At 63.3% G+C, this 22,416-nt stretch carries 19 protein-coding genes and 1 pseudogene; 15 read left to right on the top strand and 5 right to left on the bottom strand.

Going from position 1 to position 22,416, the window contains the following annotated elements; all coding sequences use genetic code 11:
- Positions 1–4: 4 nt before the first annotated feature.
- Positions 5–1,153, bottom strand: coding sequence for an ABC transporter substrate-binding protein (locus ACSKB8_RS37525; RefSeq protein WP_438109518.1), 1,149 nt, complete (start codon positions 1,151–1,153; stop codon positions 5–7).
- Between the two features lie 553 nt (positions 1,154–1,706).
- Between ACSKB8_RS37525 and ACSKB8_RS37520 the strand changes: the two genes are divergently transcribed.
- From ACSKB8_RS37520 to ACSKB8_RS37490, 7 genes and pseudogenes are all read left to right on the top strand, one after another.
- A complete protein-coding gene (locus ACSKB8_RS37520; RefSeq protein WP_438109517.1) occupies positions 1,707–2,489 on the top strand; it encodes an aspartate/glutamate racemase family protein in 783 nt (260 codons plus the stop codon).
- 29 nt (positions 2,490–2,518) lie between these two features.
- The gene (locus ACSKB8_RS37515; protein WP_438109516.1) at positions 2,519–2,947 is read left to right on the top strand and encodes an organic hydroperoxide resistance protein; all 429 of its coding nucleotides are present in this window, start codon (positions 2,519–2,521) and stop codon (positions 2,945–2,947) included.
- 25 nt (positions 2,948–2,972) lie between these two features.
- On the top strand, positions 2,973–4,151 hold the full coding sequence (locus ACSKB8_RS37510) for a thiolase family protein (protein WP_438109515.1): 1,179 nt from the start codon (positions 2,973–2,975) through the stop codon (positions 4,149–4,151).
- Positions 4,148–5,389 (top strand): SDR family NAD(P)-dependent oxidoreductase, encoded by a 1,242-nt coding sequence (locus ACSKB8_RS37505; protein WP_438109514.1) that lies wholly within the window; start codon positions 4,148–4,150, stop codon positions 5,387–5,389. The genes ACSKB8_RS37510 and ACSKB8_RS37505 overlap by 4 nt, the downstream gene beginning before the upstream one ends.
- A gap of 33 nt (positions 5,390–5,422) precedes the next feature.
- Complete coding sequence (locus tag ACSKB8_RS37500) at positions 5,423–6,205, top strand: cyclase family protein (RefSeq protein ID WP_438109513.1); 783 nt, start codon at positions 5,423–5,425, stop codon at positions 6,203–6,205.
- A 56-nt stretch (positions 6,206–6,261) separates the two neighbouring features.
- Positions 6,262–7,420: pseudogene (locus ACSKB8_RS37495) on the top strand (ABC transporter substrate-binding protein).
- A 43-nt stretch (positions 7,421–7,463) separates the two neighbouring features.
- Positions 7,464–9,089 carry an ATP-dependent acyl-CoA ligase gene (locus ACSKB8_RS37490; protein WP_438109512.1) on the top strand — a complete coding sequence of 542 codons (1,626 nt, stop codon included), beginning with the start codon at positions 7,464–7,466 and terminating at the stop codon, positions 9,087–9,089.
- A gap of 3 nt (positions 9,090–9,092) precedes the next feature.
- Here the strand turns inward: ACSKB8_RS37490 and ACSKB8_RS37485 are convergent, their stop codons facing one another.
- Entirely contained in the window at positions 9,093–9,608 is a 516-nt protein-coding gene (locus tag ACSKB8_RS37485) for a MarR family winged helix-turn-helix transcriptional regulator (protein WP_130214154.1), read from the bottom strand.
- Positions 9,609–9,944: 336 nt separating this feature from the next.
- Here ACSKB8_RS37485 and ACSKB8_RS37480 point away from each other — a divergent pair, with 336 nt between their 5' ends.
- The gene (locus ACSKB8_RS37480) at positions 9,945–11,123 is read left to right on the top strand and encodes an acyl-CoA dehydrogenase family protein (RefSeq protein ID WP_438109511.1); all 1,179 of its coding nucleotides are present in this window, start codon (positions 9,945–9,947) and stop codon (positions 11,121–11,123) included.
- A 37-nt stretch (positions 11,124–11,160) separates the two neighbouring features.
- Here the strand turns inward: ACSKB8_RS37480 and ACSKB8_RS37475 are convergent, their stop codons facing one another.
- Positions 11,161–12,300: a GlxA family transcriptional regulator gene (locus tag ACSKB8_RS37475; protein ID WP_438109510.1), complete on the bottom strand. Its 1,140-nt coding sequence runs from the start codon at positions 12,298–12,300 to the stop codon at positions 11,161–11,163.
- Here ACSKB8_RS37475 and ACSKB8_RS37470 point away from each other — a divergent pair.
- Positions 12,299–13,126, top strand: a complete 828-nt coding sequence (locus ACSKB8_RS37470) for a dienelactone hydrolase family protein (RefSeq protein WP_438109509.1) — start codon at positions 12,299–12,301, stop codon at positions 13,124–13,126. The two genes, ACSKB8_RS37475 and ACSKB8_RS37470, sit on opposite strands and share 2 nt — an antisense overlap.
- Before the next feature lie 26 nt (positions 13,127–13,152).
- Here the strand turns inward: ACSKB8_RS37470 and ACSKB8_RS37465 are convergent, their stop codons facing one another.
- Positions 13,153–13,488 carry a DUF2249 domain-containing protein gene (locus ACSKB8_RS37465; RefSeq protein WP_438109508.1) on the bottom strand — a complete coding sequence of 112 codons (336 nt, stop codon included), beginning with the start codon at positions 13,486–13,488 and terminating at the stop codon, positions 13,153–13,155.
- Complete coding sequence (locus tag ACSKB8_RS37460) at positions 13,485–14,378, bottom strand: hypothetical protein (protein WP_438109507.1); 894 nt, start codon at positions 14,376–14,378, stop codon at positions 13,485–13,487. The genes ACSKB8_RS37465 and ACSKB8_RS37460 overlap by 4 nt, the downstream gene beginning before the upstream one ends.
- 160 nt (positions 14,379–14,538) lie before the next feature.
- Here ACSKB8_RS37460 and ACSKB8_RS37455 point away from each other — a divergent pair, with 160 nt between their 5' ends.
- Genes ACSKB8_RS37455 through ACSKB8_RS37430 form a run of 6 tightly spaced genes read left to right on the top strand, consistent with a single transcriptional unit; the run spans position 14,539 to position 22,412 of the window.
- Positions 14,539–16,794, top strand: a complete 2,256-nt coding sequence (locus ACSKB8_RS37455; protein ID WP_438110834.1) for a 4Fe-4S binding protein — start codon at positions 14,539–14,541, stop codon at positions 16,792–16,794.
- A 16-nt stretch (positions 16,795–16,810) separates the two neighbouring features.
- Positions 16,811–18,760 (top strand): TAT-dependent nitrous-oxide reductase, encoded by a 1,950-nt coding sequence (gene nosZ, locus ACSKB8_RS37450; RefSeq protein ID WP_438109506.1) that lies wholly within the window; start codon positions 16,811–16,813, stop codon positions 18,758–18,760.
- A gap of 13 nt (positions 18,761–18,773) precedes the next feature.
- The gene (locus tag ACSKB8_RS37445; protein ID WP_370988546.1) at positions 18,774–20,132 is read left to right on the top strand and encodes a nitrous oxide reductase family maturation protein NosD; all 1,359 of its coding nucleotides are present in this window, start codon (positions 18,774–18,776) and stop codon (positions 20,130–20,132) included.
- Complete coding sequence (locus ACSKB8_RS37440) at positions 20,129–21,040, top strand: ABC transporter ATP-binding protein (RefSeq protein ID WP_438109505.1); 912 nt, start codon at positions 20,129–20,131, stop codon at positions 21,038–21,040. Before ACSKB8_RS37445 ends, ACSKB8_RS37440 begins: the two co-directional genes overlap by 4 nt.
- Positions 21,037–21,864, top strand: a complete 828-nt coding sequence (locus ACSKB8_RS37435) for an ABC transporter permease subunit (protein ID WP_438109504.1) — start codon at positions 21,037–21,039, stop codon at positions 21,862–21,864. Before ACSKB8_RS37440 ends, ACSKB8_RS37435 begins: the two co-directional genes overlap by 4 nt.
- Positions 21,861–22,412, top strand: a complete 552-nt coding sequence (locus ACSKB8_RS37430) for a nitrous oxide reductase accessory protein NosL (RefSeq protein WP_370988542.1) — start codon at positions 21,861–21,863, stop codon at positions 22,410–22,412. Before ACSKB8_RS37435 ends, ACSKB8_RS37430 begins: the two co-directional genes overlap by 4 nt.
- Positions 22,413–22,416: the final 4 nt, after the last annotated feature.

The following is a 22,416-nucleotide window of genomic DNA, read 5'->3' as shown; positions in this document are numbered from 1 at the left end:
TTCTTTACGGCGCGTACTTCCAGGCGCCGCCGGTGAGGCGAACGACGACGAGGGAGCGCTCGTCGACACCAGTCACAGCGCCCGGCTTGAAGTTGTAGACGGCATGCACGCCCGGAAGCTCTTTGGTGCTGAGGATCGCATCGCGCAGGGCAGCGCGGAATTCGGCCGTGCCGGGTTTCGCGGTCTTGAGCGCCCGCTCGGCCGCGTTGGCGAAGATCAGCCAGGCGTCGAAGGAATAGGCCGAGAAACCGTCCGTGGTCGGAATGTTGTGGGTCTTCTGGTAGACGCTGCGAAAATCCAGCGCGATCTTCTTGGCGAAGTGCTCGTCGGGCAGCTGTTCGGCGACGATCACGGGCCCGGCCGAGACTTGAATTCCGTCCGCCGCCTTGCCGCCCACGTTGACGAAGTCCGGATTGACCAGCGCCACCGTGCCGTAGGTGTTGCCCTTGAAGCCGCGCTCGGCAAGGCTGAGAAGGGGGAGCGCACCTTGCGTGCCGGAGCCTCCGATCAGCACGGCGTCGGGCCGTGCGGCCATCACCTTGAGGATCTGCGCGGTGACCGAAGTGTCGGTGCGGGCATAGCGCTCGTTGGTCTGGATCTTGAGGTCGTCGGTCGCCTCGGCCGCCTTGGCGCCGTTGTAGACGAGGTCGCCCCATGCATCCGAGAAGCCGATATAGCCGATATTCTTCTTGCCATCGCGCTTCATGCGATCGGCGATGATCTTGACGAGCAGCGAAGCCGGCTGCGGTACCGAGACCACCCACTGCTCCGGCGTATCGGGCAGCTTGACGATCGGCGAGACCGCGATCATCGGCACCTTCAATTCGCTCGCCACTGCCGCCATGGCGATCGTCGATGGCGCGGTTGCGGTGCCGATCAGCAGGTCCACCTTCTCTTCTTCCACCAGCTTGCGGGCGTTGCGCGTCGCAGCCGACGGATCGGAGCCGTCGTCGAGCTGGATCAGGCGAATGGTCTCGCCATTGACCGACTTCCTGTATTCGTAGGCCGCGTTGATGCCGCGCCCGTAGGGGATCCCGATCGAGGAGCCGTTGCCACTCAGCGAGGTGACAAAGCCGATGGTGATGTCGGCCTGCGCGGCCGGTGCGACGACGATTCCAGCCACAAGTGCAAGTAAGCTCACGGTCTTGCGCATTGCCTTCTCCTGCTTCGATGGGAATGTGAGTGACTGGATGCTGCCGGGCCTGAGCCCGAACTTCGAACGAATGGATCGAAAGCGATGCTGCAGCGCCGAATGTCGGCGCGACTGAAAAGACCTTGTCTTGCGGGCAGCGCAATCATGCCCGGGCTTGCCGCTGCAGGTTAGCGCAGCCGCGCTCTGTCGCGCGTCGTTCAAGTTCGAAGACTGTCCACACAATCGAGTCTCTCAAGAACGGTGCCCTGCAACTCATTGTCCCGCCGCCAGAGCCGGCCGGCGAAGTATTACTTAAAGCCTAAAGTATATTCCGAGGAGGCGTCAACAGCATGGGGCGGCTGTCTTCAAAAAAATGCTGTTGCATACAATTCCGGCACCGGCAGCCAAAACTCGCGCTTCCTGTTCGCGCGAAATGGGCGCGGCGGCCGTGGCGCCTCGGACCATAATCTTCGATGCGCCGCACACATTTGACGCGCCAATTAGTTTATGGTTGAAATATTCGCGTCGACAGTCCCGCGACCGATCCTCCCATACCCGTTCGAGGAGAAGGACGATGCGCATCTTCTGGCAGAGCTTCGTTGATGCGAGCCTGAACGCGCCGTACATGGCGCTGCTGTCCGAGTATCTCAACAACATCGCTGCGCCGGGCACGACGGTCCATGTCGAGGGAATTTCGCCGCCGGACCGGGAGTTCGGACGTCTTGCTGAACTGCGCTGCGCCGTGCAGGCGATCGACAATGGTATCGCGGCGGAGGAGCAAGGCTTCGATGCATTCGTCATGGGTCACTTCCAGGATCCCGGTCTGTACGAGCTTCGCGCGACGCTCGATATTCCCGTGATCGGGACCGGTGAGGCGACGCTGCTTGCCGCCTCGCAGCTTGGTCGGCGGCTCGGCCTCGTTACGCTCGATACCGTCTTCGAGGTCTGGCACTACGAGCAGGCCGAGCGTTATGGCCTTGGCGATCGCGTCGTTCACGTGACGGGCCTGGACTGCAAGCCCGAGGATTTCGCAGATGCCTTCGCGGGCGATCAAGCCGCGCACCGGCGCATGATTGAGGATTTCGTCGCCTGCGCGCTGCCGCTCGTCGAGCGCGGTGCCGATGTCGTGATTCCCGCCGGCGTGCTGCCGGGCCTGCTGATCGGCCGGGAGCATGGTCTCAAGGTTGGGCATGCTCCGGTGGTCAACTGCGCCGCGGTGGCGCTGAAGAGCGCCGAGATGTGGGTGCAGCTCAGGCGCCTCAATGGTACCGAGCCGAGCCGCGGGCCGAGCTTCAAGCGCGCCAGCGTGCTTGCTCGTGACGATTTCCGCGCGATGCTCGCGCGCAACCGACGCTAGGGCCCGTTGCAGCGTTTGGAGAAGACGACATGATGACGCCTGAGAAGATCCTATACGAAACCGAAGTCACGGCCACGGGGGGCCGCGACGGCAAGGCAGCGAGCTCCGACGGATCGCTATCGGTGTCGCTGTCGCTGCCGCAATCGCTGGGTGGCCCCGGAGGCGAGGGCACGAATCCGGAGCAGCTCTTTGCGGCCGGCTATGCCGCGTGCTTTCTTGGAGCGGTCAAGCTCGTGGCGCGCACCAGGAAGGTCGTGCCGGTCGCGGAGCCTTCGGTGACCGCGAAGGTTGTGATGGGGCCCGTGCCCGTCGGTTATGCGCTCGCCGTCGAACTGAAGGTCAGGCTGCCCGGTGTCGAGACGACAGTGGCGGAAGGCATTGTTGCCGGTGCCCACGAACGCTGCCCCTATTCGAACGCGACGCGCGGCAATATCGATGTGAAGCTGACGGTGGTCTGAGGCGGATGGACAGGACAGGCGGCCGGTGACGAATTCGCTGCGCGTATCCTATGACGGCATCGTGATGGTAGCTCCCGTCACGATACCCTATGTGCGCTACTCCATCGAAAGCGCGCAGTGGTGGATAGGTCGCGCCTTGCGCTCGCTCGTCGTCGAGTCCGGCATCAAGGTCGCCGATATCGATGGTCTGTGCGTCTCCAGTTTCACCATGGGTACGGACAGCGGTATCGGCCTGACCCAGCATTTCGGGCTCTGCGTGCGATGGTTGGATACGATTCCGCTCGGTGGCGCCAGCGCCATCGCCGCGCTGCGAAAGGCGGCGCGCGCGGTTCAGGCGCGCGATGCCGACATCGTGGCGTGCATTGCCGGCGATACCAACCACGTCGATTCCTTCCGCTTGACGCTCGAGAATTTCTCACGCTTCAATCAGGACGCGGTCTATCCTTACGGTGCGGGCGGCGCGAATTCGAGCTTCGGTCTCATTGCGCGCAACTACATGCGGAGTTTCGGAGTCACGCGTGAGGACGTCGGCAGGATCGCGGTCGCCCAACGCGCCAACGCCTTGCGCAATCCGCACGCGCTGATGAAGACGCCATTGTCGATCGAGCAGTATTTGGCGGCGCGCCCCATCTCCGATCCCATCCATCTGTTCGACTGCGTGATGCCTTGCGCCGGCGCCGAGGCCTTCCTCGTGATGCGGGAGGATACGGCCGCCTCGCTGCGGCTGCCGGCGGCAAGGCTGCTGTCGACGATCGAGCGGCACAATGCCTTCGCCGACGATCCGATGCAGGTTCGTGGCGGTTGGGCGATGGATGTCAGTGAGCTCTATGCGATGGCCGGCGTCAGGCCCAACGATCTGGACATCGTCCAGACCTACGACGATTATCCCGTCATCTCGATGATGCAGTTCGAGGATCTCGGCTTCTGCGGGAAGGGCGAGGGAGCCGAGTTCGTGCGCCAGCACGATCTCACCATCGACGGGGACTTTCCGCACAACACATCCGGCGGACAACTCTCGGTCGGACAGGCCGGAGCAGCCGGCGCCTATCTCGGTCTCGTCGAAGGGCTGCGGCAGGTTCTGGGAGTTGCGGGCCCGACACAGGTCAGGGATGCAAGCCTCGGCCTGGCCTCGGGCTTCGGTATGATCAACTATGATCGCGGACTTGCCTCCGGCGCCGCGATCTTTGCCGGGCCTTCGCGATGATCGATCCGATTGAACCGCCACGGCGCAAGAATCCGCTGCTGCGGACGCGCCTGCCGACCGCGCCGCCGCGCGCGCGCAGCAGGACGTCGCACGGCTTCACGCGCGCCGCCGCCGAAGGGCGCTTCATGCTGCAGCGCTGCCAGGGCTGCGGCACCTTCACCTATCCGGCGCGAGAGGCGTGCCCCTCATGCCTGTCGGCTGCGCTCGCTTTCGTCGACGCGCCGGCTCGCGGCTTGCTGCTTGCCGAGACCACGGCGCGCGTGCCGAGTGACGTCTATTTCCGCGAGCGGGCGCCCTGGCGCGTCGGGCTCGTCAAGATGGATTGCGGGCCGACCATCGTGGCGCATCTGCATGCCGACTGTATCGAAGGCGCCGCTGTCCGCATGTCGTTCCAGCTCGACAAGAGTGGTCAGGCGGTGGCCTTTGCCCGACCCGAAGGGGAGACCCCCAACATGGCTGATGACAGGCAGTGGCGTGAAATGACCGCCGATCCCAAGTTTCGACGCGTGCTCGTGACCAACGGCCGCAGCGCTATCGGCCGGGAAGCTGCCTTGGCGTTGAAGGCCGCGGGGACCAAGACGGTGTTCGTCGGCATCGCGGAGCCGTGGCGGCCGTTTGCCGGCGAAGAGCTGTTGCGAGGGCAGGACGGCATCGAGCTCGTGACCCTCGACGCCGCCGATGAAAAGTCAGCCGGCGATCTCGCCGCCGACATCGGCGGCAAGGTCGACATCCTCGTGAATACGACGGAGTATGTGAGGCCCGGTGGCCTATTGGACCGCAAGGGCACCGGCATTGCACGTGACGAGATCGACCAGGCCTATCTCGGCTTCATCAATCTCGCGCAGGCCTTCGGGCCCGTCATGCGGATGCGGGGCGCGGACGGCATCAACAACAGCGTCGCCTGGGTCAACATCCTCTCCGTCCATGCGTTGGCGAACTGGCCCGCCTTCGGCGCTTACTCCGCCTCGCAGGCCGCGTGCCTGTCGCTTTCGCATTGTCTTCGCGCCGAACTCCGGCCGGGCGGCATCAAGTTGATGAACGTCTTCACGGGGCCAGTCGACACCGAGTGGTTTCAGACCGTGCCTCCACCGAAGGTGGCGCCGCGCGCCGTCGCGCAGGCGGTCGTCGCCGGGCTCAGGGGCGGACTTGAAGAGATGTATGTCGGAGACGTCGCCGAGGAGATCCGGCAGCGCCTTGCGGCCAATCCAAAAGCACTCGAGCGCGAGCTCGACCGCTGAACGGCCAATTCGATCAAGCTGGAGGACGCGACGATGCAAGGCAGGGCTCTTCTGGAACTGGCGGATGCGATCGCTTCGGACGCGGTGCGCGTCATTGATCTGAGCTTCACGCTCAGCCCCGACTTTCCGGTGATCGTGTTGCCGCCCGAATTCGGCCAGGCGGCGCCGGTGCGCATCCAGGAGATTTCACGTTATGACGCGCGTGGTCCGGCCTGGTACTGGAATAATGTGACCTTCGGTGAGCATACCGGCACGCATTTCGACGCGCCGATTCACTGGTTCACCGGCAAGGATCTCGCCAACAATGCGGTCGATACCATGCCGGCCAAAGATATGATCGCGCCCGCCTGCGTCATCGACTGCTCCGCGCAGGCGGCGCAGAATCCGGACTTCGTGCTCACGGTGCCGATCGTCGAGGCCTGGGAGGCCCAGCACGGACGGATTCCTTACCGGCACTGGGTGCTGCTGCGGACCGACTGGTCGAAGAAGGGGTGGCGCGACTATTCCAACCTCCGAGATGACGGCGCTCACACGCCGGGCCCGAACGCGGCCGTGATGAAATGGCTGGTGGAGGAGCGCGGCATTATCGGTTTCGGCACCGAGACGATCGGCACCGATGCAGGACAGGCCGGACATTTCGATCCCCCTTATCCCGCGCATCACTTTCTCCACGGCGCGGGCCGCTACGGCCTGCAGTGCCTGTGTAATCTGGATCAGCTCCCCGCCACTGGGGCGATCATCGTGGCCTCTCCGCTGAAGATCAAAAACGGTTCGGGCAGTCCGCTGCGCGTGATCGCGCTGGTCTCCTCGACGTGAAACGCGCGCATGGCGCCTGCCCGACATCGATACACACGAAACGAAAGACAGGTGCCATGATCTCGATGAAATCACTGCTCGGCTCCGCGCTGCTGCTTCTGGCTGTCCCTCAAGGAGTGCAAGCCGACATCCTCGTCGGCTTTGTCACCGGTCTCAGCGGGCCGGTATCCTCGATCGGCATTCCGAACGCGAAGGGGATTGCCGCGGGAGAGACGTATGTCGGCGAGGTCGGCGGCGAGAAGGTGCGCCTCATTCAGCTCGATGACGCCTCCGATGCCACCGCCTCGGCGCGCAACGCGCGCAAGCTCGTTGAGCAGGAGAAGGTCGACATCCTGATGGGGACGTCGGGGGCGCCGCAGACGTTGGCGATGGCGACCGCCGCGATCGAGATGAAAGTGCCGATGATCGCTGTCTCTCCGATCGCATCGGTTCCGGCTGGCGAGGGCGGCCCCTGGGTCGTGCAGACCCCGCAGCCGATGCCGCTCCTGGTCCAGGGCGTCGTTGATCACATGAAGGCGCGCGGCTTGAAGACAGTCGCGTTCATCGGGTTTTCGGATGCGCTCGGCGATCTCCTGTATGAACTCGCTGTCGCAGAGCGCCAAGGCGGCGGAGATCAAGGTCATTGCCAACGAACGCTACGCCAGATCCGACTCGTCGGTGACTGCGCAGGTGCTGCGCGCGCTTGCGGCCCGCCCCGACGCCATCATGCTCGGCGGCACCGGAACGCCGGGTGCGCTGCCCGCCATCGCCTTGTCCGAGCGCGGATACAAGGGGCCGCTCTACGGCAACAACGGGATGATTAGCGCCGATTTCCTTCGCCTCGCCGGCAAGACCGCCAACGGCATCATCTGCCCCACCGGGCCGGTGATCGCGGCCGAACAGCTTCCGTCGAGCAATCCGATTCAGAAGGTCGCCTTGGCCTACCGGGCGGCTTACGAGAAGGCGAACGGCGAGCAGCCGACCGACGGGTTCTCCTCCTACTCGTTCGATGGCTGGATGGTCTTCGTCGACGCTGCCAAGCGCGCATTGGCAACCGGTGCCAAGCCGGGCTCGCCGGAATTCCGCAGCGCGCTGCGCCAGGCCTTGTTCACCACCAAGGAAGTCGTCGGCACGCAGGCAATCTACAATTTCACGCCGGCGGATCGGCACGGCGTCGATGCACGTTCGCGCGTCCTCGTTCAGATCGAGGACGGGAAGTACAAGCTCCTGCCTTGACGTCGGGCGGGTCTGGTCGAGCCGGGATTTGACGGAGCATTGCATGCGGGATGACGCCGGGCGGCAGCAGGAAGCGCCGGCCTGGGCGCGTGCGGTCGAGCTGTTTCCACCTTGCGACCGCGTGCTCGCGACCATCCTCGCCCGGCAGGCGGAGCGCTATGGCGATCGCGTTCTGCTGGTTGCTGGGCAGACGCGCTGGACCTATGCGCAGACCGCGGCGATAGCGGCTGCATCGGCGCAGACGTTGATCGAGGCCGGCATCGAACCGGGAGACCGGGTCGCGTTGATGTGCTCGAACCGACCGCAGTTTCTTCAAGTCTATCTCGGCTGCGCCTGGCTCGGCGCTATCACGGTGCCGATCAACACGGCGCTGCGGGGGCGCCAGCTCGCCCATATCTTCCGCAACTCGCATCCTGCGCTCCTCGTCGCCGAGGCCGGGTTTCTGGCCGCGCTCGAGACCGTTGGCACCGAGGCCGATCTGCCGCCGCTCGTATGGACGATCGATCAGATCGCGGAGGCGCCACGGATCGCAGCGGTGCCGTTGCCCGCGCCCGCATCCATGGCGCCGGCTGGTGCCGTGCGGCCGGGGGATACCGTTGCCATCCTCTACACCTCCGGCACCACGGGGCCGGCCAAGGGCGTGTGCTGTCCACAAGCTCAGCTGTTCTGGTGGGGCATCTGCTCGGCGCGGGCACTCGGCATTCGCGAGGGCGACGTGTTGTTCACGACCTTGCCGTTGTTCCACACCAACGCGCTCAATGCATTCTATCAGGCCGTATTGAACGGATGCACTTACGTGCTCGAGCAGAAATTTTCCGCTTCAGGCTTCTGGGCCGCCGCGCGAGCCCACAATGCGAGCGTGGGTTACCTGCTCGGTGCCATGGCGTCCATGCTCCTGGCCCAGCCTCGGAGGGAGGACGATACTGCTCATCGCGTTCGCGTCGCCTTGGGTGGGGGCGTGCCGCCGCAGATCCATCGGCCGTTTCTCGAGCGGTTCGGCGTGCCGCTGGTTGACGGCTATGGGTCGACGGAGACGAATTTCGTGTTCGCTGGCGCCATCCCCTCCGACCGTCCGGGGACCATGGGATATCTGGCCGGAGGCTTCGAGGCCCGCATCGTCGACGAAAACGATTCAGAGCTGCCTGACGGACAGGCGGGGGAACTCGTCCTGCGCGCCAAGGAGCCGTTTGCGTTCGCCACCGGATATTTCGGCATGCCGGAGAAGACGGTCGAAGCGTGGCGAAATCTCTGGTTTCATTCCGGCGATCGCGTCGTCCGCGACGCGGATGGACATTATCGCTTCGTTGATCGCATGAAGGATTCGATCCGCCGGCGCGGCGAGAACGTGTCCTCCTGGGAGGTCGAGCAGATCATCCTTGCCCATCCGGCGGTCGCTGCGTGCGCGATCTACCCGCTGCCGTCCGAACTGGGCGAGGATGAGGTTGCGGCCGCGATCTTGCTGGAGCAGGGGCAGTCGCTGGAGCCCGCCGACATCATCAGGCATTGCGAGGGGCAGATCGCCTATTTCGCAATCCCGCGCTATGTCCGCATCGTGAGCGAGATGCCGCTGACGGAGAACGGCAAGATCAAGAAGGGCGCGCTGCAACAGGCCGGTGTGACGACGGATACCTGGGACCGCGAAGCCGCCGGCATTCGAGTCCGGCGCTGAGCATCACGTCCGCTCGCGATGCTGCAGAGCGTCCCTCACGGCGCTCTTCACGTCGTCGAGCGCGCCGACGAGCCCGTCGAGACGGTCGATCGGGAATTCGGCCAGCAATTCGGCGAGCCAGGCGCCGTGACTCTTCGCCATCCGCCTGAAGGTCTTTCGGCCCTCGACCGTCATGCAGACGATCTGCACGCGCCGGTCCAGATTTGACGGCGTCCGCGTGATATATCCATCCTCGACCAGGCGATCGACGATCGGCGTCAGGTTGCCGGCCGAAACCATCAGGCGCTTGGGCAGTTCCCCCAGCACCAATCCGCTCGGCTCCCGATCGAGTTGAGCGAGAACGTCGAAGCGTGGCATCGTAAAGTCGTATTCTTCGCGAAATCGGCGCCGCAACTCCCCCTCGATCAGGGTCGTGCAGGCCAGCAGCCGGAGCCAGAGCCGCGTCTGAGCCCTGTACTCGGCCTCCGCATCGGCCGCATTCCTGCTGGACGCCGGCGAGGACTCCTTTGCGAGTGCCAAATCGATCTCCTGAGCCTCATGGCGCGTTGAAGGCGAATGCAATTCCATTCGATGCGCAACAGAATAGTTCGTGCCAAAACTAAATTCAAGGCAGGGACCGGAAGAGCAGGGCGTCCCCTGATCCGGGGCGGATTTGGTCCGTGTTTCCCGTCGACGCCGCTAGGCAAAGCGCCGGAACATCGTCTGTGCACCGGCGCCTTGACAACGTCTTCAGGGAAGGAAATAGTTTATGCTTAAAACAATTCGAGGGCGCCGGCTGCATTGGCGGATTTGATCGCAAGCACGCCTCAGAACATGCCGGCCGTCCGGCAGGCAATCGACCTTGTGGAGCGACAGATGAGCTCATTGGCAAAGACGATCTCCCGCGACTGGCTGGACTGGCCGTTCTTCGAGCCGCGTCATCGCGCAATTTGCGAGGCGCTCGACCGCTTCGTCACGCAGGGTGGTCTTCAGGCGGCCGACCACAGCGACGTCGATGGCGCCTGCCGCAAGCTCGTTCGCGCGCTCGGCGCGGCGGGACTGCTCGACTGCGCGGTTGCGGCGCCGGACGGTGACGTGGCGAGCATCGATTCCCGCTCGATCTGCCTGTCGCGCGAGACGCTGGCCTATGCCGATGGTCTCGCCGATTTCGCCTTTGCAATGCAAGGCCTCGGATCCGGCGCCATCGCGCTTGCCGGCTCGGCGGAGCTGCGAAACGCCGTGCTGCCGAAAGTCCGTTCCGGCGAATGGCTGGCTGCCTTTGCGCTTTCGGAGCAGGCGGCGGGCTCGGATGTGGCGGCCATGACGTGCACGGCGCGCGAGGACGGCGACAGCTACGTTCTGGAAGGCGAGAAGACCTGGATCTCGAATGGCGGGATCGCCGACGTCTACACGCTGTTCGCGCGAACCGGGGAGGCGCCTGGCGCGCGCGGCATCTCCGCCTTCGCAGTGTTTCCCGATGATCCCGGCTTCAGCGTGGCCGAGCGCATCGACATCATCGCGCCGCATCCGCTCGCAACGCTGCGTCTGGACAATTGCCGCATCCCGATCAGCCGACGCATCGGGCCGTCCGGCGGCGGATTCAAGATTGCGATGCAGACCCTCGATATCTTCCGGTCCTCGGTTGCCGCAGCGGCGCTGGGTTTTGCCAGACGCGCGCTGGAGGAGGCACGACTGCACGCGCAGACACGGCGCATGTTCGGGACGACGCTGTCGGAACTGCAGCTGACCCAGGCCGCACTCGGCGACATGGCCACTGAAACGGATGCCGCGGCGCTGCTGACCTATCGCGCCGCGTGGCGCCGCGACGTTCAGAAGCTTCCCACCACGCGTGAAGCGGCAATGGCAAAACTGGCCGCCACCGAAACCGCCCAACGGGTAGTCGACCGCGCGGTGCAGATGTTCGGCGGTCGCGGTGTGCGCAAGGGCGAGATCGTCGAGAGCCTGTATCGCGAAGTCCGCGCGCTTCGCATCTACGAAGGGGCGACCGAGGTTCAGAAGCTGATCGTCGCGCGCGAACTCCTCAAGCCGCGCTAACGGGGGCTCTCAGCGCAGAGCGTGACGGCGGCGGTCATCATGATACATCCAGCGCTCGCTTGCGTTTGGGCGCCGCCGGTCGGTCAGGTCGTCGGGCTCCACGCGTCCTGGAGGGCGCAGCGCCATTGTGCCGCTTGCGCGCGGCACGCGCGCCGGGTGTCTTCTCCCGGTGCAAAAGCTTGCGAAGCGTAGAGGGGTCGGCGTACCCAACCTTCTCGGCGATGTCATCGAGGCTGAGCCGAGTGGTTTCCAGCAGGTCCATTGCCTTATCGACGCGCAACCTCTGGACAAATTTCACCGGCGAAAGCCCGGTGGCGCGCTCGCATCGGCGCGCAAAGGTGCGCGCACCCAGTCCCGCGGCCTTTGCAAGTTCGGAGATTGAAAAGGTCCGATGCAGTCGCGCCCGTGCCCAGCGCTCCGCGCGTGAAACGCGTTCGTCCGCGGCGGTGAGGAAGGATAGCGCCATATAGCGGGATTGCGATTGCCTCCGGTCCAGCAAGAGAAACCGCGCGCAGCTGTCCGCGAGGTCAGGTCCTGCATGGCGGGCAATGATCGAAAGCATCAGGTCCAATTGAGCCATCGCCGCACCGGCCGTTGTTAGGCGCCCGTCGGTCAACACCATCGCATCCGTGTCGAGAGTCACCCTTGGAAACAGCTGTCGAAACAAGGGTGCGAGCCACCAGGTCGTGGTTGCGCGGCGGGCATCCAGCAGCCCGGCGCTCGCAACCAGAAATACGGCCGAGCAGGAGCTGGCGATTTCAGCTCCGGATTGAAAGGCCGCATGTAGAGCCTTCCTGGCCATTTCGGCATCCCGTCGCTGCAATCCTTCGCGAACGAGTTGCTCATCCGTCCAGGCCAGCCCAGGCACGATCACCACGTCTGCGGGTCTATTGGCGCCGCCCTTCGCGGGCAGCCTTGCGAGCTGCGTTGTCCATCTTGCCCCGGAGCCGGAAATTCTGACGTCAAAGCAGGGCAGTCGTCCGGCCCTTGCACGAATGCCGTTGGCCACATCGATCAATTCGGTGGTGATGGCGACACTGGCCGCAGAAGCTCCTTCCAGGACCAGAACGTCAATGAGCGGCATGGCAAAATAGCCCCGAATAATGTCACTTTTGACACTTGTCGAAATGAATGCCCGGGAAATACCGTTTGCGCAACCTTTTCCGGAGGACAACATGAGCGATGCGCTGCTGAAGCCTGACGATCTATCCGATTTCGAGCAGCGGCTCCTCGCGTTGGAGGGCACGGCAAAACCGGTCTACGTTGCGGGCCAGGGACCCGCTGTCATCGTCATGACCGAGATGCCAGGCATTAGCCCGCACGTCGCGCGTTTCGCTCGCTGGGTGCGCGACGCCGGCTTTCGCGTCTACATGCCGTCGCTTTTCGGAAAGGATGGCGATGTTCCCGACGCGGAAACTGCAGCCGGTGTTTTTCGGCGCGCGTGCGTCAGCGCTGAATTTCGAGCGCTCGGGGGCGGATCATCGAGCCCTGTATCCAACTGGTTGCGGGCGCTCGCGAGGCTGGCCCATGGCGAGAGCGGCGGGCCGGGCGTCGGCGCTATCGGCATGTGCTTTACCGGCAACTTCGCGCTGAACATGATGCTGGAGCCGGTACTGCTGGCTCCTGTCTTGTCCCAGCCGTCGCTCCCGTTGGACAATCCCGCCGGCATCGAGAGCTCCGCTGACGAACTGGCGCAAGTCCGTTCAAGGCTGGAACGCGAAGATCTGACCGTCCTTGCTTACCGGTTTGCGGGCGATTCATTTTGCCGCGCCGAACGGTTTGCCGCCTACCAGGCCGCGCTCGGCGATCGCTTCGTTGGTCGCGTTTTGCCTGACACGGCCGCGAATACTGGGCCCAAGCCACCGTTCTTCGAGCAGTTCGTCAAGACGCCTCATAGCGTCGTCACAGTTCATCTTGTCGATGAGTCGGGTCAGTTCACTCTCGCAGCCCGGGACGAGATTCTTGCATTCTTTCAGAAGCGCCTGAAATCCAGATCGACCTGATGCTCGCCGTCAACCCCGCGAGTCATTCAGCCGGGGCGGCCGACGCGGACACGCCAGATATCCGGACCCGTCTCGACATAATCCCAAGTGAAGATGTTGAAATACCTGACGTCGAACAGGTAGCGCAACGGACGCGGGTCGTGGTCACTCACGACATGGAAGAACTGCCCGGGAGCCAACTGATCAAACGTGTCGAAGATCAACGGATGGCGCATCGTCCGCGGAATGCTTCGAACGTCGATCGTCGTCTCCGGGGCGGTCAACTGATCGGTGATTTGCTGCTTCATGGACCCAACATCGCCCCGGATGCCGGATCTGTCTTTGTCGCTGCGCAAACCAGGGAGGCGCTCGTTACCCATCATCCAGGAAGGGATGCAATGGTGCGAAGATCTGCCAGCCGGGCGATGGAGCGGGCCGCGAGCTGCTGAGCCAGCTCCAATCGCGACTGGTCGACGGCATTGTCGGCTTCATCGAGATAGATCGAGGACAATTGTTCCGCGAGACGCAGCACACGGCGCTTGATGTCGTCGAGCGTTTCAGAATGCGGAAAAGTATCGTTGGTGTCCCCGATCGGAATCTGTAAGCCGTCTCCAATCAGGGACAGCAGGCGCCTTCGCTGCGGCGCGGGCGCATCCTGGGACCATCGAAAGATGCCCCTGAGAAGGAGGCTTTCGAGCAACGCGGCCGATGAGAACTCAGTGACTGCCGTCTCCTGTGCCGCAAGAGACTGCCTTCGGCCGGCCCGCCACGCCAGCCGGCGCTCGCGGCGAAGCAGATTGCCGTCACGCAGCGCCTCGCGCGCCAAACTCTCAGCGGCTGCCCGCACAAGCCCGCTTTCGGCGCGCGCTGCGATATATGTCCAGAATATGAAGGCTCGTTCGCGGTGCCGGACGGCGAGCGCCCATGCGCCATAAGCGGTCGCGAGCAGCGAGCCCTCAAGCTCGGACAGCTCTTCCGCGGGAACCAAATCCATCGGTGGCCACCTGAGATCAGCCCTGGCAGGCCCGCGCCCGATGGCTGCGATGCAGGCTTTCTCGATTGTTTCGGCGCGTTCTAACTCCCTTTGATTCAGGACTTCGAAAACGCAGCGGACTGGTTCGAAGCCCTCGTCACCGGTTGCGGCAAGCTTGCCATAACGCTGCGCAGCCTCTTCGGCCTGAGTAAACGCAATCGCATAGAGCTCGCCGACGTTCCGGACAGAAGCGGGCGGCTCTGCTGCCAACAGGGGTTCACTGCGCATCTTGGGTTCCAATCACACCGTGGAGCATGGCCTTGTCCGCGCCGCGTCTGTTTGAGGTAGCGCAAAGGTGGACCCGCTCGCGCTGTTACAAGAGGAGCGATTCAGAACAACGGCGTTCTGCTAACTGAAAGCGGCGCGCTTGCTAAAACTCTTTGGTATCAGACTGTTCCTGGTGCTGGCCCTGGCCGTTCTCGGCTGGATCGGCTTCGGCTGTCCGGCCGATGCTACTGGCAGATTGAATGACTACCTGCCGAAGGCGGAGCCGGGAGAACTGATTCCCGGTGCGAACCGGCTCGGAGTGCCGCAAGGCGATCCAGCGATTGCTCCAGCCTACAAGGACGACCAGCTCCTTGGGTTCGTCTACCTGAATTCGGATTTCGCCAACGCAACTGGCTATTCGGGCAAGCCGATCCAGATCCTGGTCGGAATCAACCCGAAGGGCGTGCTCACCGGCCTGAAGCTGGTCGAGCACAAGGAGCCCATCGTTCTCGTGGGTATTCCGGAAAGACGCATCCTGGAAGCGGTCAAGAAATTGATCGGTACCGATATGGAGCCCGTCGTCCGCGGAGCGGCGACCGCGCCGCAGGTGGACATCGTCAGTGGCGCGACGGTCACCGTTCTGGTGATGGGGGACAGCATCCTCCGATCCGCAACGAAGATCATCAAGAGCGGTCGTCTCGGTGCCCAGGGCCTTGCGCCGGCCGGCCCCGCGCCTCAAGTCATCAGGGCGATTGATCCCGGCAAGAGCGAGATCCGCGATTGGCAGAGCCTGGTCGGTGACGGCTCCGTTCGCCGCCTGACCCTCTCTCTTGCCGATATCAATCAGGCTTTCGAGAAGTCCGGCAACGCGGCCGCGGCGGCCCATCCGGAGGAAGGCGACCCCAGCGACACGTTCATCGATCTTTATGTCGCCGACGTTGCGGTGCCGACCATCGGCCGCAGCCTGCTCGGGAACGACGGATACAATCGCCTGACCGGAAGGCTCAAGCCGGGCCAGCAGGCGCTCGTCGTCGCGGGGGCGGGCCGTTATTCCTTCAAGGGCGCCGCTTACGTTCGCGGCGGGATCTTCGACCGGATCGAATTGATCCAGGATACCAACAGCATCCGTTTCCGCGATCGCGACCACACCCGGCTGGGAAGCCTCGAGGCCGAGGGCGCGCCCGATTTTCCCGAGATCGCGCTTTTTGTCGTGCCGGCTGAGTTCAGTTTCGATCCGACCGAACAATGGATATTGCAACTGCTCGTGCAGCGCGTCGTGGGCGCACGCGACAAGGCATGGGTGACCTTCGAGCTGGGATATGCATTGCCTGATGCTTACGTGAAGCGCGAGCCGGCGGCGCAAGGCCAAGGCGCCTCGCCGGACCGAACGCCCGCATCGGCGACCGAACGGCGCGAGACAGCAGGACCAGCTTCAACCGAAGACGAGCCGCTGTGGATGAAGATCTGGCGAGGCAACATCGTCAAGGTCGCCATGGCGGCCTTCGCGCTTGGTGCGCTCACGCTCATCTTCTTCTTCCAGAATCAGCTGGTGCGCCGCCCGAAAGTCTATACCTGGGTACGCCGGGTCTACCTGGCGTTCATTCTCGTGTGGCTCGGCTGGTACGCGAATGCGCAGCTTTCGGTCGTCAACGTCCTGACGTTCGCCAATTCATTGTTGACCGGGTTCAGCTGGGAATACTTCCTGTCCGTGCCGCTGATCTTCCTGCTGTGGTGCTCGATCGCCGCCGGGCTTCTGTTCTGGGGGCGCGGTCCGTTCTGCGGCTGGCTCTGTCCGTTCGGTGCGTTGCAGGAGCTGCTCAACAACGTCGCGCAGGCGGTCAAGATTCCGCAATATCGATTGCCATGGGGTCTTCACGAGCGGCTATGGCCACTCAAATACATCATCTTCCTGGGCCTGTTCGGGATGTCGCTGTACTCGACCGCGTTTGCCGAACAGCTCGCGGAAGTCGAGCCCTTCAAGACGGCGATCGTCCTGAAGTTCGCGCGCGAATGGCCGTTCGCCGTCTATGCGCTGACGCTTCTGTCGGCCGGATTGTTCGTCGAGCGATTTTTCTGTCGCTACATGTGCCCGCTTGGCGCTGCGCTGGCGATTCCGGGGCGTATCCGCATGTTCGAATGGCTGCGCCGCTGGCCGGAATGCGGCTCGCCCTGCCAGCGCTGCGCCAACGAATGCCCGGTGCAGGCGATCCATCCTGAGGGGCACATCAACGTCAATGAATGCATCTACTGCATGCATTGCCAGGAGCTCTACTTCGACGATCACCGCTGCCCGCACATGATTCAGGTGCGGCTGAAGCGCGAGAAGCGTGAAGCGCTGTCGTCGTCGTCGATGCGCAGCGGCGGCAAGGGACCGCAAACCATAATCACTGCGGGCGGCAAGCCGGTCGGGCTGCCGCGCGCAGAAGCCATTACCCCACCACCAAACTGAAGCCCAGGAGGCCACCATGAGCGACAACGAAAATGGAAAACCCGTCAGCCGGCGCACTTTGCTAGGGACAACGGCTGCGGCCGCTGGCGTCGGTATTGCGGGCGGAGTTGGCCTGTCGAGCGACGGCCTCGGCCTCGTCACGGCGGCGGACGCTCAGACCAAGTCGGCACCAAAGGCGCCGGCGGCGCGTCCGGCGGTGCAGAAGGCCGAGGTGGCTCCGGGCGAACTCGACGAATATTACGTGTTCTTCTCCAGCGGCCAGTCCGGCGAAATGCGCATCGTCGGTTTGCCCTCGATGCGCGAACTGATGCGCGTTCCCGTCTTCAACCGCTGTAGTGCCACCGGATGGGGACAGACCAACGAGAGCCTTAAGGTGCTGACCGAAGGGCTGCAGCCTGCGACGCGCGAATTGCTCAAGAGCCGCGGCGGCACGTTCATGAACGGCGATCTGCATCATCCGCACATCACGTTCACCGACGGTACCTATGACGGCCGATACGCGTTCATGAACGACAAGGCCAACACCCGGGTCGCACGCGTGCGCCTCGACGTCATGAAGTGCGACAAGATCATCGAGCTGCCGAACCAGCATACGGTCCATGGCCTGCGGCTGCAAAAATATCCCCGCACCGGATACGTGTTCTGTAACGGCGAGGATGGCGTGCCGCTCCCGAACGACGGCAAGGTGCTCGACAAGCCGAAAGATTATCGTGCGATCTTCACGGCGCTGGACAGTGACACCATGAAGGTTGCGTGGCAGGTGATCGTCGACGGCAATCTCGACAACGTCGATGCCGACTATCAGGGCAAATACGCGTTCTCTACCTGCTACAACGCGGAGGAAGGTGTCACCTTGGCCGAGATGACCGCCAACGAACAGGATTGGGTCGTGATCTTCAACCTTAAGCGGATCGAGGAGGCGGTCAAAAAGGGCGACTTCAAGGAAATGAACGGCGTGCCAGTGATCGACGGCCGGAAGGGTTCGCCTTACACGCGCTACGTTCCGGTCTCGAATAATCCGCACGGCATGAACACCGCACCCGACGGAATCCACATCGTCGCGGCCGGGAAGCTGTCGCCGACCGTCACGGTCATGGATGTCAGGCTGTTCGACCAGTTGTTCGACGACAAGATCAAGCCGCGCGACGTGGTCGTAGCCGAACCCGAACTCGGTCTCGGGCCGCTGCATACCGCCTACGACGGCAAAGGCAACGCCTATACGACACTGTTCCTCGACAGCCAGGTCTGCAAGTGGAACATCGAGCTCGCAAAACGCGCCTTCAAGGGGGAAAAGGTCGATCCCATCATCCAGAAGCTCGACGTTCACTATCAGCCCGGTCACAACCATTCTTCCATGGGCCAGACCAAGGAGGCCGACGGAAAGTGGCTGATCTCCCTGAATAAGTTCTCCAAGGACCGCTTCCTCAATGTCGGTCCGCTGAAGCCGGAGAATGATCAGTTGATCGACATATCAGGCGACAAGATGGTTCTCATCCATGACGGTCCGAGCTTTGCCGAGCCGCACGACGCCACCATCGTCCATCGCTCCAAGATCAACCCGATCTCGATCTGGGACCGGGCCGACCCGATGTTCGCGGACGCAGTGAAGCAGGCGAAAGCCGACGGGATCAATCTCGAAGCCGACTCCAAGGTCATCCGCGACGGCAACACGGTCCGCGTCTACATGACGTCGACGGCGCCGGCGTTCGGCCTCGACCAATTCCAGGTCAAGCAGGGCGATCAGGTGACCGTCTACGTCACGAACATCGACGCCGTAGAGGACCTGACCCACGGTTTCTGCATCGTGAACTATGGCATCCAGATGGAGGTTGCGCCAATGGCGACCGCCTCGGTGTCGTTCACGGCGGATAAGCCCGGCGTCTACTGGTATTACTGCTCGTGGTTCTGTCATGCCATGCATATGGAGATGAAGGGCCGCATGTTCGTCGAACCGAAGATGGTCTGAGCGAGAACAGCACGTGCGTGTTTTGCCACGACTCATCCCGGCGGCGATCTGCGCCGCCGGGGCCTTTGGCTCCGCCACCGCGGCGGAGCTGAGGGCCTTTGCGGATCAGCCGCTCCAAGCAGTACTGGACCGTGCACAGGAAGGCGACGTCGTCAAGCTGGGACCCGGCGTTTACGAGGGGCGGGTCAGGATTGACCGGCGCCTTATCCTGGCCGGGGAGCCCGGCGCGGTGCTCAGCGGTGGCAGGTCCGGCAATGTCATTACCGTGACCGCGCCGGGGGTCACCATCCGCGGCCTCACCATTAGGGAATCCGGTCGCGATCTCCAGGCCATGAATTCAGGGATCTTTCTCGAGAAGACTGCGGAGCGTGCGATCATCGAGAACAACCGCCTCGAAGGGAACCTGTTCGGCATCTACGTTCACGGCGCGGCAGGCTCGCGTGTCGAGCGCAACGTCATCGAAGGATTGCGCGAGGGGCGCCGCAGCGAGAGCGGGAATGGCGTGTCGGTCTGGAACGCGCCCGACGTCACCATCGCGGAAAACACCTTCCGCTACGGCCGAGACGGCATCTTCACGATCAGCAGTCGCAAGGACCACTTCATCAACAACCGTTTCGAACAGGTGCGCTTCGCGGTTCACTACATGTACACCAACGACAGCGAGGTCCGCGGCAACGTTTCAGTGCGCAATACGGTTGGCTACGCCATCATGTATTCGAACCGACTTGTGGTCCGCAATAATGTATCGGATCGCGATCGTGACTACGGGATACTGTTCAACTACGCCAATTATGCCGAGATCGACGGCAACCGGGTCGTTGGCGGATCGCTGGACAACGTCGCAGTCGGCAGCCAAGGTCCGGATGACGAGAAGGAGATGGTGCCCGACATAAGGCCAACCCGGGACGTCCGCAGCGGACCGGAAAAATGCGTGTTCATCTACAACACCAACCACAACAGGTTCCGCAACAACTGGTTCGAACGTTGCGGCATCGGCGTCCACTTCACCGCCGGCTCGGAAGGCAACGAGATTGCGGGCAATGCCTTCGTCGGCAATCGCAACCAGGTCAAATATGTCGGCACACGTGATCTCGACTGGTCGAAGGGTGGCAGCGGCAATTACTGGAGCGATAACCCGGCATTCGACCTGAACGGTGATGGCATTGCTGACACAGCTTATCGGCCCAACGATCTGGTCGATCGCGTGCTGTGGACGGCGCCATCCGCCAAGGTCTTGATCAACAGCCCCGCGGTGCAAGTGCTGCGCTGGGCGCAGGCGCAGTTTCCGGCTCTCTATCCCGGCGGCGTCGTCGATAGCCATCCTCTGGTCGCGCCACCGCCGAAGCCTTCGCCCGAATGGAGCTCCAGATGACCGTTACCGTGTCCGTGACCGGTGTCGACAAGAACTATCGCAAGGTGCGCGCGCTGCGTGACGTCTCGTTCTCTCTCGTGCCCGGGCGGCTGAGCGCGCTGGTCGGCCACAACGGCGCCGGCAAGACCACGCTGATCAAATTGATGCTGGGCTTGATCCGGTCCGACCGCGGCGAAATTCGCGTGATGGGGCAGGATCCGGCAGCGGGCGAATTCTCCGAACGCCGGCTGCTTGGCTACCTCCCCGAAAACGTCGCGTTCAACGCAGCCCTCACGGGACGCGAAACGCTGGCGTTCTATGCCCGTCTGAAGCGGATCAAGCCAGTCTCGGCTTGGGCGCTGCTCGACCGCGTCGGACTGAGCGATGCAGCCGATCGCCGCGTCGGGACTTATTCCAAGGGTATGCGGCAGCGACTGGGTCTGGCCCAGGCGTTGCTTGGACAACCACGCGTGCTGTTGCTGGATGAGCCGACCACGGGCCTCGATCCAGCGCTCCGGCAAACGTTCTACGAGATTCTCAACGAATTGCGCGACGGCGGCGCCACCGTCCTGATCTCGTCCCACGCGCTCAACGAACTCGAAGATCGCGCGGAGCACGTGCTGATCATGAATCGCGGCCGGCTGGTCGCTCAAGGCACGTTGGCCGAATTGCGCTCACTCTCGCAGTTGCCGATCCGGGTCTCACTCGATCTGGCGGTCGGCGCGGATGAAGAAATTGCCGCCCCGATCGCGGATGAAACTGTCTCGGCTTCGGGCCGCAAGACCGTGTTGGTGGCTGACGAGACAGGAAAGATGGATCTGTTGCGCGCGGTAGCGGGCGATCGCCGTGTCAGGAACATTGAAATCGCCGCTCCGACCCTCGACGATCTCTACGCACATTTCCTCAACACGCAGGAGAAGGCCGCGTGAGGACAGTCGGGATCATCGCCTTCAAGGAAATCCAGGAAGGCTTGCGGAACCGCTGGGTATTGGCGACCACGCTCCTGCTGGCGGCCCTTGCCTTGTCGCTGACGTTCCTCGGCAGCGCGCCCACGGGCAATGTTGGTGCCGGCGCCCTCGACGTGGTGGTTGTCAGCCTGTCCAGCCTGACGATTTTTCTGTTGCCGCTGATCGCGCTGCTGATCTCGCACGATGCTGTGGTCGGTGAAATGGAGCGGGGCACGATGATCCTGCTGTTGAGTTACCCGGTGGGCCGCAGCCAGGTCATCCTCGGTAAGTTCTGCGGGCATGTCCTGATCCTGGCTTTTGCGACGATCCTCGGTTACGGCGCGGCGGCTGCTGCGCTCGCGATCACCGGCGCCTCCGTGCTGGCGGCGAGCTGGTACGCGTTTGCTTCGATGCTCGGGACGTCGATCATGCTGGGGGCCGTATTCGTGGCGATAGGTTACCTGATCAGCAGCCTGGTTCGCGACCGCGGCACGGCGGCAGGCCTTTCTGTCGGCATCTGGCTCCTGATGGTGCTGGTGTTCGATATGGCATTGCTTGGCATGCTGGTGGTCGACCAGGGGCGGATCATCTCGGCGACGGTGCTCGAATGGCTTCTGTTTCTCAATCCCACCGATCTTTACCGGTTGGCGAATCTCACGGGATTCAATGTGAGCCAATTTTCCGGCATGGCCGGGTTGTCCGGAACGGCGACGACCGGCATTACGGCGTTATTGCTCGGCCTGCTGCTCTGGATCGTGGCGCCGCTCGGGCTTGCGACGACCTTCTTCGCACGGAGGGAACTATGACTCGAAGATCCGCCGGTGCGATCATCATCGCGGCGCTGTTTCTCGTTGGCTGCAATCCGAACGCGGCGAACACCAACGTGCCGCCGCCGCTTCCTCTCACGCGCGATGCGATGGGCGTCTTTTGCGGCATGAATCTGATGGAGCATCCCGGACCCAAGGGGCAGATCATCACGTCGGGCCGCATCGATCCGTTCTGGTTCACTTCCGTCCGCGATACCGTGGCGTTCACGTTGATGTCGGATCAGCCGCGTGACATCCGCGCGATCTATGTCTCGGACATGGCGCGCGCTTCGAGTTGGGAGGAGCTCGGCCCAACGAACTGGATCGATGCGCGGACCGCGTTTTTCGTGATCGAAAGCCGGAAGCGGGGCGGCATGGGAGCGGCGGAAGCAGTGCCGTTCGGCAACCGGGCCGCGGCTGATGGCTTCGCAGCCGAGAACGGCGGTCGGGTGGTGACGTTCGCGGAAATTCCCGGCACTTATGTCCTGGGCAGCGACACGGCGGGCGGGGCCGCCGAACATGATCGCAGCGATGCCAGGCTAAACTGAGGAC

The sequence above is a fragment of the Bradyrhizobium sp. BR 1432 genome (assembly GCF_051547705.1).
In the GTDB taxonomy this organism is placed as follows: Bacteria; Pseudomonadota; Alphaproteobacteria; order Rhizobiales; family Xanthobacteraceae; genus Bradyrhizobium; species Bradyrhizobium zhanjiangense.
The sequence above is the reverse complement of the archived record's forward strand: the minus strand, read 5'-3'. Positions and strand labels throughout refer to the sequence as shown.